Source organism: Psychrobacter sp. H26 (genome assembly GCF_059073035.1).
This window is the reverse complement of the sequence record NZ_JCACRW010000001.1, coordinates 3,002,931-3,015,827: the sequence shown is the minus strand read 5'-3', so window position 1 is coordinate 3,015,827 and position 12,897 is coordinate 3,002,931. Positions and strand designations below refer to the sequence as shown.

General features: G+C 45.7%; 8 protein-coding genes and 2 tRNA genes. 9 read left to right on the top strand and 1 reads right to left on the bottom strand.

Annotated features, from left to right (window positions below; translation table 11 throughout):
* The first annotated feature begins 35 nt into the window (after positions 1-35).
* Together AC5JPT_RS12615 and argB are read left to right on the top strand one after the other, a co-directional pair.
* Positions 36-1,985 (top strand): phosphohexomutase domain-containing protein, encoded by a 1,950-nt coding sequence (locus AC5JPT_RS12615; protein ID WP_493858298.1) that lies wholly within the window; start codon positions 36-38, stop codon positions 1,983-1,985.
* Between the two features lie 84 nt (positions 1,986-2,069).
* Positions 2,070-2,972, top strand: coding sequence for an acetylglutamate kinase (argB, locus tag AC5JPT_RS12610; protein WP_493858297.1), 903 nt, complete (start codon positions 2,070-2,072; stop codon positions 2,970-2,972).
* Positions 2,973-3,126: 154 nt separating this feature from the next.
* Here argB and AC5JPT_RS12605 read toward each other — a convergent pair whose 3' ends face one another.
* Positions 3,127-3,498, bottom strand: coding sequence for an arsenate reductase (locus AC5JPT_RS12605; RefSeq protein ID WP_493858296.1), 372 nt, complete (start codon positions 3,496-3,498; stop codon positions 3,127-3,129).
* 237 nt (positions 3,499-3,735) lie between these two features.
* On the opposite strand from AC5JPT_RS12605, the gene leuS reads away from it, so the two are divergent.
* The 7 genes from leuS to AC5JPT_RS12570 all read left to right on the top strand — a co-directional run bounded on the left by leuS (position 3,736) and on the right by AC5JPT_RS12570 (position 12,870).
* Positions 3,736-6,435 (top strand): leucine--tRNA ligase, encoded by a 2,700-nt coding sequence (gene leuS / locus AC5JPT_RS12600; protein WP_493858295.1) that lies wholly within the window; start codon positions 3,736-3,738, stop codon positions 6,433-6,435.
* Positions 6,436-6,485: 50 nt separating this feature from the next.
* Positions 6,486-7,196: an LPS-assembly lipoprotein LptE gene (locus AC5JPT_RS12595; protein ID WP_493858294.1), complete on the top strand. Its 711-nt coding sequence runs from the start codon at positions 6,486-6,488 to the stop codon at positions 7,194-7,196.
* A gap of 186 nt (positions 7,197-7,382) precedes the next feature.
* Positions 7,383-8,456, top strand: coding sequence for a DNA polymerase III subunit delta (locus AC5JPT_RS12590; RefSeq protein ID WP_493858293.1), 1,074 nt, complete (start codon positions 7,383-7,385; stop codon positions 8,454-8,456).
* Between the two features lie 321 nt (positions 8,457-8,777).
* On the top strand, positions 8,778-10,100 hold the full coding sequence (locus AC5JPT_RS12585; protein WP_493858292.1) for an efflux RND transporter periplasmic adaptor subunit: 1,323 nt from the start codon (positions 8,778-8,780) through the stop codon (positions 10,098-10,100).
* A 260-nt stretch (positions 10,101-10,360) separates the two neighbouring features.
* Positions 10,361-12,310, top strand: a complete 1,950-nt coding sequence (locus AC5JPT_RS12580; protein WP_493858479.1) for a MacB family efflux pump subunit — start codon at positions 10,361-10,363, stop codon at positions 12,308-12,310.
* Between the two features lie 205 nt (positions 12,311-12,515).
* Positions 12,516-12,591, top strand: a tRNA-Lys gene (locus AC5JPT_RS12575).
* Between the two features lie 203 nt (positions 12,592-12,794).
* Positions 12,795-12,870 (top strand) — tRNA-Lys (locus AC5JPT_RS12570).
* Positions 12,871-12,897 lie beyond the last annotated feature (27 nt).

Sequence of the window (12,897 nt, the reverse complement as noted above, 5' to 3'; positions counted from 1 at the left end):
TCTCACCATAATTACGGAAATAAGGAGTGTAAGCAATGCCATCTTTTGCGGCTCAGCATTTCTTATTTCGTGCTTATGATATCCGTGGGTCGCATCAGTATTTTACAAACGAGTTTGTACAAGCATTGGGATATGCTTTTGCGCATCTCTATAGCTCCCAAAACCGCCAGCTGACTCAGCGTAATGATAGGGTCATTGATATAGATGGCTATAAAAACCGCACTGTAAGCACTAAGCAAGGTGCTCGCAGTGAGAGCATTGATGTTAAAAGCCAGAGTATTAAGAACACTGACATTAAAAATAATGTTATTACAAATATTGTCGTTATCGGTTACGACATGCGTGTTGGCAGTGAGGCAATTGCTCGCGCGCTCTCTACAACCCTTATAGAGAGAGGCTTACGTGTTATCCAGCTGGGGCTAGTTACCACGCCGATGATGGCGTTTTGGTCAGAGCAGTATCAGGGTCACGGTATCATGGTGACTGCCAGCCATTCTGCCAAAGATGTATTGGGCATCAAGTGGCTAGTCAATCATAAATCCCCAAGCAGCTCAGAGATACAAACCCTTTATCAACAGCTGATTGCTCATCACAATCATTACTCACCTAAACGCCAATCTAACAAAGTCACCTTAGACTCAAGCTTTACAGACACTATCCTCGATACCGAATCATCGAACGATTTGCTAACAGAGCTACCTGCTGAGCAGATCTCAGATGCTTATATCACGGCTATCGAACAAGTATTCAAGAAGCTGTCTCGGCACAAACAGACAACTCACAATCGGACAGGCTGCAGTCAGACAACATCTACAAAAACACCAGAAAACCCTCTCAACCATGATTTAATCATAGTCATTGACTGTATGCATGGTGCGACAGGCAACATTGCTCAGCGCTTGTTTGAGCGTTTTTGTCAGCAGGTCATTGTTCTCAATGGTACACCAGATGGCAGCTTTCCATTGGGCAACCCTGACCCCTCCGAGCCTAACCGTCTAACCGAGTTGCAACAAGCTGTCATTTATCACAATGCAGATATGGGTCTGGCTTTTGATGGCGATGGTGATCGTTTGGTGGTCGTCGACAATGAAGGTAAAGTGGTCACTCCTGATTATTTGCTCTACTTTTTGGCACGTATTGCGATCACTGAGCATCCCAAACCTCTACTTGACTCCTTACTAGCGCCTGAAGTGCTGTTCGATGTCAAATGTACCCATCATTTACCACAATTACTGACCAACCTCAAAGCCACGCCTGTGATCAGTAAAACAGGCAGCAGCTTTATGCGCCAACAGATACAACACCCTGACAGTCAAATTGTTTTCGCTGGTGAACTATCGGGACACTTTATTTTCAATGACAGTCGTTTTATTGCTTATGATGATGCGATGTACGCTGCATTACGGTTGCTGTATCGGTTTGATCAATCTCGTAATGCACTTAACAATAAAAAATCTCTAACAGATATTATGCAACGCTTGCCTGCGATGGTCAGTACCGCTGACCATTATCTACCAATACCACAGGCGACTATGACAGATTGTACAATTATGGAGCAATTGACGAGTTTCTGTACCTACTTGCAGCATCTGGTTGGTATGTCTGTCGATACTGATTCTACGAGCGACTCTGTTAGCAACTCTATCAATAAGCCTGAACAACCCCTAAAAGTTACCCATCTACCAACTGCCTTATGCAAGTCATCAATATGTGCTTGCGCCACAGTCAGATCACACATAGCAGTTGGGCAAGCCAAGTGTTTATTCCCCACAGGAGCTAAGCTGAATTGCATTGATGGTATACGCTTAGACTTTGCACATGGGTTTGGGGTATTACGCCAATCAAACACCAGCAACAACCTAACTGCACGCTTTGCAGGCAACAGCATGGACGACTTAAGAGATATTCAGGCAACGTTTGCGACTCTGTGCCGGCCATTTAGCGCAGCGTTAGCACAACAGATCGTTGCTATGCCTGCTGAGTAGCCATGCGCAATCAAATAATTATCTCGTTAAAGACAATAGATACAACAAAAACAACCCACTCAACACTGCCCTTAGGAGTTCATAATGACGCTTAATTTAGATGATGCCAAAAACACTGCTGAGGTATTGACCACAGCGTTACCCTATATTCAGCGTTTTGTTGATAAGCTCATCGTGGTGAAATATGGTGGCAATGCAATGACCGACCCTGAGCTTGAGAGCTCATTTGCTCGCGATATCGTCTTACTAAAAACTGTGGGTATGCATCCAGTAGTCGTTCATGGTGGCGGTCCACAAGTCGATAACTTATTAAAAGAGTTGGGTCGTCAATCAAACCGTATCGATGGGATGCGTGTCACCGACAAAAGCACCATGGATGTTGTAGAGATGGTGTTAGGCGGTAGTGTCAACAAATCCATTGTTAGCTTAATTAATAAGCATGGCGGGCGCGCGATCGGTCTGACCGGTAAAGATGCCAATTTGATTCAAGCGAAAAAACTGATGATGGAAAAAATAGGCGCAGATGGTATCGCTGTTCCTGTCGATTTAGGGTTCGTCGGTGATGTGGTGAGTGTCAATAAAGATGTGATCAACATGCTGATTGCCTCTGACTTTATTCCCGTTATCGCACCACTTGGCGTTGATAAAGAAGGCAATACCTACAACATCAATGCCGATCTGGTCGCAGGAAAAGTCGCAGAGTTTTTGCAAGCAGAGAAGCTGATGCTGCTCACTAATATCAAAGGCGTACTGGGCCGTGATGGTGAAGTGGTCACTGGACTGACGCCAAAGAAAGTCGATGGTCTCATCGAAGACGGTACGATCTCAGGTGGTATGATTCCTAAAATTCAGTGCGCGCTTGATGCGGTACGTAGCGGCGTCAAAAGTGCCGTTATCGTCGATGGCCGTGTACCCCACGCAACCTTGTTGGAGATTTTCACTAACGAAGGCGTTGGTACCCTCATTAGCCGTGAGATAGATGCATAATTAGACTCACACAATGTGCCTATTATCAGCTATCAATATAAAAGAGCCCGAGCTTTACACTAGCTCGGACTCTTTTATGTTTTTTAAAATTTTGGGCTTTTAGAGTGGCAATTCTTGAAAGCTAGTCATGTAGAATAATCAGGAAGCCACCTCTCTACGAAAAAGCCTTATCAAACTCCGCTTCATTAAAACCGCACAGCAATACTTCTTGATTTTTATCTGCCAGCTGACCTTCTACAATCGGGCGTTTAATCATGCTGGTATTTTCTACGAGTAAATCTATCGCGTTGTCTACACCAGCATCAGCCGCTTGCTTTTGACTGTCGTCTAGCTTGCGCCATGTCGTGCCGCGTTTATTCAGCAACTTATCAATACCCAACTCACTTACCCAGTGCTGTACCGTTTCTTTGTCGACACCTTGTTTTTTATAGTCGTGAAAATCATAGCTAACGCCTAATTCATCTAGCTTATTGAACGCCTTTTTCATTGTGCTGCATGATTTGATTCCGTAAATAGTGATAGTCATTGCGAGTCCTTATTATTTGCCCATAAATGCCTGTGAATGTTCCTATTATACCGAAGGCTGACTGGATATAGAAAATACCTCACGGTCAATCCACAAACCTTGTTAGCGAATGCATCATATCGTCGCAATTTTCGCCAAATTACGCTATGCTATGGCATTGTCAAATTCCACCTATTTTAATCAGTATTAAACAAATCCGTATTAAATAAATCAGTATCAACCAATTTCGAGCCGACTATGAGCAATGCCGTGACAGCAGACCAAACCGATAACCATTATTACAACCCGCAAGCGATAGAAGCCGCACAGCAAACCAAATGGGCCACTGATAAGCGCTTTGAAGTCAGCAATGAGCCAAGCGACAAACCAAGCCGTTACATGCTGTCGATGTTTCCTTACCCAAGCGGCAAGCTACACATGGGTCATGTACGTAACTATACGATTTCTGACGTACTGAGCCGTTATTATCGTCTAAAAGGCTATGAAGTCATGCAACCAATGGGCTGGGATGGTTTTGGCTTGCCAGCTGAAAACGCGGCAATTGCCAATCAAACCCCGCCTGCTGCATGGACATTTGCCAATATCGACAACATGCGCGCCCAGCTTAAATTACTTGGCCTGTCTATTGACTGGTCACGCGAGTTTGCCACTTGTAGCCCTGAGTATTATCAGTGGGAACAGTGGTTGTTCTTGCAGTTGTACAAAAAAGGCTTAGTGTATAAAAAGCTATCGACAGTTAACTGGGATCCAGTGGATAACACTGTCTTGGCAAACGAGCAAGTCATCGACGGTAAAGGCTGGCGTAGTGGCGCGGCAGTGGAAAAACGCGACATCCCAATGTATTACTTCAACATCACTGACTATGCTGATGAGCTATTGGATGATTTGGATCAGCTAGAGGGTCACTGGCCGTCTGAAGTATTGACCATGCAGCGCAACTGGATTGGTCGTAGTGCGGGTATGGAAGTCCACTTCCCTTATGAGCTTGCTGGTGAAGAAAACACGCTAGATGTGTTCACCACTCGTCCTGATACCTTAATGGGCGTGACTTATGTCGCCGTTGCAGCAGAGCATCCACTCGCCCAGTACGCTGCTGAAAATGATGAGATAATCGCTCAGTTCTGTGCGCTTTGTAAAAAAGGCTCAGTGGCTGAAGCCGATCTTGCTAAAGCCGAAAAAATCGGTATGGATACGGGCCTGACTGTGACGCATCCGCTGACTGGCGAAGAAGTGCCTGTGTGGGTCGCCAACTATGTGCTGATGAGCTATGGCTCAGGTGCGGTCATGGCAGTACCAGCTCATGATGAGCGCGATTACGAGTTTGCAGTGAAGTACAACCTACCGATCAAGCAAGTTATCCATACGCCTGATGGCTATTTTGACGACGCTAAAGCGGATGCTAAAGCAAACGAGACTGATGTTAATACTGAGGTCAATCTTGCCTATACCGAGCGCAATACTTTGGTTAACTCAGGTGAGTTTGATGGTTTAGATTTTGAGCAGGCGTTTGAGGCGATGCTGAGCAAGCTTGAACCAAAAGAGCTTGCCAAGAAAAAAATCCAATATCGCTTGCGTGATTGGGGTGTTTCTCGCCAGCGCTATTGGGGTTGCCCTATCCCAATGATCAACTGTGAGCATTGCGGTACGGTGCCTGTCGAAGAGCAAGATTTGCCTGTTGTCCTGCCAACCGATGTTGTGCCTGATGGTCGCGGTAACCCACTCAAAAACATCCCAGAGTTTGTGAACACCACGTGTCCTAAATGTGGCAACCCTGCTGAGCGTGAGACCGATACCTTTGACACATTCGTAGAGTCAAGCTGGTATTACGCGCGCTTTGCTAGCCCAACGGATGCGCAAAACATGGTCAACAAGTCTGCTGCCAATAAATGGCTGCCTGTCGATCAATACGTGGGCGGTGTCGAACATGCGGTGATGCATCTACTATATGCTCGTTTCTTCCACAAGCTCATGCGTGATGAAAACTTAGTCACTGGTGACGAACCGTTCGCTAATCTAATGACGCAAGGCATGGTACTCGCTGGTACGTTCTACCGCGTCAATGCAGATGGTAGTACGACTTATTACTTTGCAGAAGATATCGATATTGACTTCAATGAACGTGGTCAGCCGATCAAAGCCATCTTAAAGCTAGATGGTCAGCCAGTCACCATCGGTAAGATCGAAAAAATGTCTAAATCAAAAAACAACGGCGTCGACCCGCAAATCACCATTGATAAATATGGCGCAGATACGGTTCGTCTATATACGCTATTTACCGCACCTGCTGATCAGACACTTGAGTGGTCAGATGATGCGCTAAAAGGCCCTTATAACTTTGTGAAAAAAGTATGGCGCATTGCCAATGATCACATGCAAGCGCTAACGGCAGCTGGCATCAGTATTGATACGCTGAACGGTGCGACCTTAAGCACAGAGGGGCTGAGCAAAGAGGCCAAAAACTTACGCCGTAAAACGCACGAAACTATCGCCAAGATCGATAGTGATTTGGGTGATCGTTTGGCACTCAATACCCCAGTATCGAGCCTAATGGAACTTGCCAACGAGTTGACTGCATTTAACGCTACTGGCGAGCAAGAGTTACAAGTTAAGCATGAAGCGTTGACTAACCTCCTTATCATGCTGTCTGTCTACGCACCGCACGTCGGTGAGCATTTACTTGAGCAGCTAGGTCTTGACACCTTAACCCTAGACTACCCAACCGTTGACGACAGTGCACTGGTACAGGATACGATCACGATGGTCGTACAGGTCAATGGTAAAATGCGCGGTAAGATGGATGTCGCACCAAACAGCGATCCTGAGCAATTAAAAGCACAAGCTCGAACGATGGATAGCGTGGCAAAATTCATTACAGGCGAGATCAAAAAAGAAATCGTTGTTCCTAATAAGCTGGTTAATATCGTGGTTGTAGGCTAGTCGTCTAGGCTTAGTGCTCTAAGCCTTTTTATTATCTGAGGATAGCGTTTATGTCATATAAGCATCGATCTGGGCAGTCACAAATACCAAGCACGCGGTACGCTGGTGCAAAGCAATCTGGTGGGCGTAAGCTTGTAACCGCAATGCTCGCAGTATTACCCATGTTTGCAATCATAGGGGCGACCGCAGGCCTGAGTGGCTGCGGTTTTCAGCTGCGCGGTTATGACACACCGATGCTACTCAACGCCAGCAAAACAGCCGTCATTATCGAAGATAATCGCACCTCCTTTCCTCTAAAATTACCATTGACCCGTCGCCTAACGACGTTGGGTGTCGACGTCATTGATAATATGAGCGTCGACGATGTGATTCGTAGTAATCAGCAAGCAGGTGCTAAAACGATTGCAGCGATCGATATCCGAAACATACGTTTTAAACGTTACGAATTGGTTGGTGTATTGACAGAGATTCGCTTGGTACTCTCAGCAGACGTCAGCTACCAAACGATTGAGAACGGCAAGCCAGTCACCCTTACCAATCCGATTCAAGTCGAGCGCAGCTACCAGTACAATGAAGCCTCTGTCAGTACCGATGACCAGCAAGGCGATCAGATTCGTGATTGGCTCTATGATAGCTTAGCGCGCCGTATTACCGATCAATACGTGGCGATCTCTTTACCAAAAGTCGGATCTACTACCAAGCAATCTGTATTAACAAGTAAAGGCGTAACTCCGACGGTTGTTGTCGTACCCGAGAAGTAGCCTTTAATCAATACTATTATTAAGCCATACCATTTGCAGTCGTTTAAGTATGAATCATAACGAGCGTACGTACTATATTTAGTTAATGAGCCAGTTAGTCAGCTAAGCAGGTTCGAAAGCGCTCGTTATATTACTGCATTATTGCAAATGCTATCACCTGCTTACCAACCTGTGTCCTATCACTCTATGCAAGATACCTTTATACAAGCCTATCCAAAACTACTGCAACCTTCAGTTGCGGTCGCGGGCTTGTGGCTGGCGCATGGTGATGAGCCATTACTCAGTCAATGGCTGATTGATGCGCTTCGTCCGCATTGGCGCGCGCAAAACTACGCCATCAAACGTATCGAGCTGATATCCGTCAAAAGCTGGCAAGAGGTGCTGTCAGAGCTTGGTAGCCAATCTCTATTCGATGATGCTAGTGCTTTGATCGTTACTGGTAATCACAAGCCTGACAAAGCCGTCCTTGCTGAGCTAGAACGCTTTGCCGTTGAAGCGCAGACAAACGCAGGCAGTCATAGTTTGTTGTGGCTAACACCCAAGCAAGACAAACGTAGCCAGAGCAGTAAATGGTTTGCTCCTTTTGCAAAATATGGCACTGTCATTGACTGCAATTTATACAATGAGCAGCAGCGTCAGCAGTTACTACAAATACAGGCGCAAAATTTTGGGTTACGACTATCACAAGAAGCGTGGCAACTTCTTATGTCTCATACTGAGCACCATCTATTGAGTGCTTATCAGACGCTATGGCGACTGTCATATCTGTTTGCACCGCAATTAACTGCTCATAATGAAGGTAGCGAACCTCCGAGTAATGCTCCACAACCAACGAACAATATGGCATTGGACATTAAAGACCTACAAGCCGCTTTAGTCAGTGATGCTCAATTTAGTGTGTTTGATTTGTCTGATGCTATGCTCGCGGGTAATAGCACGCAAGTTGCCAAAATCATGTTTCAGTTAAAGGCAACCGATGAGCCGACTACCTTGGTGCTTTGGGCAATCAGTAAAGACATGCGCCAGATCATACAACTGATGGATGGACAAGATCCTCAGGCGCTTGGCATTTGGCGTAGCAAGCAAGGGCTATATCAACAAGCCTGCCGTCGTCAGACCAAAACACAAACTGCCGAATGGCCGACGCTTCTTTACCGCTGTGACCAAGCTATCAAGGGTTTGATCCGCCAGCCAGCATGGGAGCTGCTATTGCAAGCAGCATTAGAATTAGCAGGTAAGCGCTTATTTACGATGCGCTGACCTCCTGTGACAGTATTTAGTCGTTAAACCTCCAACTATCAAGCCTGTATCTGTACCTCTATTCTTAGTCATAGTCATAGTAGTCAAACATCACTTTCTATTACCTTTTTTATAGAGATAGCCGTACTAACCCCTCCCTCTACAGCACACTACCTTCCTCAAGTGTTACCCATCTACTACCTACCTTTTCAGTCGCTCACTTACTGTCATATTATTTCCACGCTATTTACCTTAACCTTTCGTAAACTAATTACCATTCCCTTTTGTACATGAAGCCTCTACTATGTCTACACTTGATTTAATTGTGATTGGATTGTTGTCATGCGCAAAATGAGCAAAAAGTCTGCTATCAAATGGGGCGTTATCGCCTTAGTCGTCATAGCTCTAGGGGCTTTAGCCTATACCTTCTTAAAACCAGAAGAAACCACCCCCAACTACCTGACTGCGACGGCTGAGATTGGCGATATTGAAAATAACGTCATGGCTTCAGGCAAGGTCAAAGCCTTAAATACTGTCGATGTAGGGGCGCAAGTATCTGGTGAAGTAAAACGTCTGTACGTTGAAGTGGGCGATGAGGTAAAGCAAGGCGATTTGATCGCCCAAATTGACCAGGTCACCCAAAAAAATAGCCTGAGCAATGAGCAGGCCAGCCTCGAGCAGAGTGAGGCGGCATTGCAAAGCGCGCAAGCAGAAGCGCTCAGCAAACAAGCGGCACTAAAAAGCGCGTATGCCGATCTTGCCAGTCGTCAGTCTGAGCTCAAGCAAGCACAGTCTGATTTTGCGCGCTTGCAAGACTTAGTCGCTATCGATGCGATCTCGCAGCAAGAATACGATACGCAAGCGACCAGTGTCGAGACGGCCAAAGCAGCCGTTGCCAATGCTCGTGCTGCTATCGATACCGCAAAGGCAGCCATTGCAACCACTGAAGCCAATATCAACAGTCAACAAGCGGCCCTACGTAAATCACGTACCAATGTCAGTACGGCAGAAGAAGATCTCAGCTACACCACCATCCGCGCCCCTATATCAGGTACGGTAGTCTCCATCACAACGGAACAAGGCACCACTGTTAACGCCAATCAAACGGCGCCAACCTTGGTGACGCTTGCTGATCTATCAACAGTACGTATCAATGCTCAAATCTCTGAAGCCGACGTTATCAACGTCAGTGCTGGTATGCCCGCCTATTTCAATATTATCGGTAATCCAGATCAGCAATATGATGCAACTTTGACTGCGATTGAACCAGCTCCTGAGCAAATCAGTAGTACCAGCTCAACGGATGCTGCTATTTACTATGTCGGCTATGTAGAGGTGCCAAACCCTGACCGTTTATTTCGTATTGATATGACCGCGCAGATTTATATCATTGTCAATGAAGCCAAAAACGCGCTTTTAGTACCGTCAACAGTGATACAAGAAAAGCGTGGTAAGGGTAAAGAAAAAGGTAGCGCGGCTACTGGTAAGTTTGTACGTGTATTAAAAGAGGACGGTACTGTAGAAGAGCGTACTGTAGAAGTCGGTATCGATAACCGAGTAAATGCACAAATATTAAGTGGTTTGAAAGAAGGCGAAGAAGTCATCATCAGTGAAGAAAGTGCGAACAACTCAGGCGGACGCGTACCTGGTGGACCGAGAATGTAACTTGTGCTTTATATCTATTGACTGACGTAGGGCTCAAGCGAAAGAGCCCTGTACTGCGACACTGACTACCCTCTATTGAAGACATTGCTATGACTATACCTCACTCTTCTAAACCATTGCCTGACGATCACCCGCCCAAAGACTCAGAGTCATATAAATCTGTTGATGGCTCACTCAGATCGCCAGAAGCAGACTCGGTAGGATCAAGCCCAGCAAAAGTAAGCCCAGACAACAATACCTCACCTGCTGATAAGCCAATCATGCAGCTGTCTGGTATCATCCGAGAATTTGCTGCTGGCGAACAGACCATCCGAGTACTGCATGATATCAATCTGACGATCAATCAAGGCGAGATGGTCGCTATCATTGGACAATCTGGCTCTGGTAAGTCGACGCTAATGAATATACTGGGCTGTTTGGATCAAGCGACAGCAGGGGATTATAAAATATATGGTCAGTCAGCAAGCAAGCTGGACGCTGATCAGTTAGCAGAACTACGCCGCGAGCATTTTGGCTTCATTTTCCAGCGTTACCATCTGCTTGGTGATATCAGCGCCAAGGATAACGTTGCTGTTCCCGCTGTTTATGCAGGTATGGATACTGAGGCGCGTACCAACCGTGCCGAAAAGCTACTCACAGACTTAGGACTTGGTAACAAAGTTAATAACCGTCCCAATCAGCTCTCAGGTGGACAGCAGCAGCGTGTTTCTGTTGCTCGCGCGTTGATGAACGGTGGTGATGTTATTCTGGCAGATGAGCCAACTGGTGCTTTGGATAGCAAATCCGGCGAAGATGTGATGGCGATATTGCATGATCTGAGCGCACAGGGTCATACAATCATCATGGTGACTCATGACCCCAAGCTTGCAGCTCAAGCTGAGCGCGTGATTGAGCTCAAAGACGGCTACGTCATTGCTGATTATAAGACAGAGCATTATAAGCATACGCAGAAACAACCAGAGTCTATTTTGGGTGGTCATCGCAAAAGCGCGTTTGGCAGTTTTGTCGATCGCCTGCTTGAAGCCTTCAAGATGTCTTTGCTGGCTATGCGCGCGCACAAAATGCGTACCCTATTGACCATGCTGGGTATCATTATCGGTATCGCAGCAGTAGTCTCTATCGTTGGTCTCGGGCAAGGCTCTCAGCAGCAAATACTGGCTAATATCAGCTCTCTTGGTACTAACACCATCACTGTCAATGACGGCTATCCTAGAGGCGATCCTAGACGACGTTATAATGATGATAATCTTACGCCAGAGGACGCCCAAGCTGTGGGCAATCAGCCTTATATCATCAGCGTCAGTCCACAAGTCAATGCAAGCTCTAGTGTGCGCTATCGTAGTGTACAAGAGGACGCTACCGTCAACGGCGTTGGTAAAGACTATCTAGAGGTCACTGGTGAGACATTGGCATTGGGTCAAGGGTTTGATGCAAAGAGCATCAACTTACGTAGCCAAGATATCATTATTGATGACAATGCCAAGCAAACCTTTTTCTCTGATGCTGACAATCCTATCGGTGAAGTGATTTTGATTGGTAGTGTGCCAGGTCGCGTGATTGGAGTACTTGAAGAAAGTGATGGTGGTTTTGGTCCAGATGTCACCACACCTACCATATACATGCCCTATACCACCGTCATGTCTCGTATTACTGGTAGTACCAATATTGACCGCTTTGTGGCTTTGTTAGACGATAGCATTTCTTCGAGCGCCGCCGAGACTGCCATCTCTGATCTCATAGAGAGTCGCCATGGCAAAGATGACTTTCAAATACGAAATTCTGACTCTATTCGTCAGACTATTGAGTCGACGACAGGAACGATGACTTTATTGATTTCGTCCGTGGCGGTTATTTCGTTGATAGTTGGCGGTATCGGGGTGATGAATATCATGTTGGTTTCTGTCACTGAGCGTACCAATGAGATTGGCGTACGCATGGCGGTCGGTGCACGTCAGAGCGATATCATGCAGCAGTTTTTGATTGAAGCAGTGTTGGTCTGTATCTTGGGCGGTCTCATTGGTATCGGACTGGCCTTTGCCATTGGTGAATTGATCAATAGTGTCGGCGGTGACAACTTTAAAGTCATTTACTCATCGACCTCGATTATCGCCGCTTTTGTTTGCTCCACACTGATTGGTGTTGTCTTTGGCTTCTTGCCAGCTCGCAATGCAGCCAAACTGGACCCAGTGGAAGCACTATCTCGAGACTAATTACCACTTATTGATATGTTTTAGCCATGTCTAAAGCGTATCAATACCGATATGACCCCGAAAATCCAAAGAAACCCAAAGAAACTTAAATAAATAAGCAATTTTATAAGAGATTTACACTTTTTTTATGGTTCGGGGTTGTAATTGTCATAATAATATATATAATGTGCTCTCACGTTTAGGGATACAAACACTTTAAACGTTAGGGCTGTTAGCTCAGTTGGTAGAGCAGTTGACTTTTAATCAATTGGTCCCGCGTTCGAGTCGCGGACAGCCCACCATATTTAGTTTAATCTTTATTAATCGTTCTGCCCTATCCGGCAGTAGACTAATAAAGGTAAGTTTTAAGTAATTCCTTTTTTAAAGAAATTACTCTTGTTGGCAATAATATACATTTATTGTTAGCATAACTTTTAGAAAATTCTATTTAAAGAATTTTCTCTTGCGAAGCTAAAATTGCAGTGCAATTTTTATACGCTTCTCAGGGCTGTTAGCTCAGTTGGTAGAGCAGTTGACTTTTAATCAATTGGTCCCGCGTTCGAGTCGCGGACAGCCCACCATATTTAGGAAGCCCAGTTACTATAATA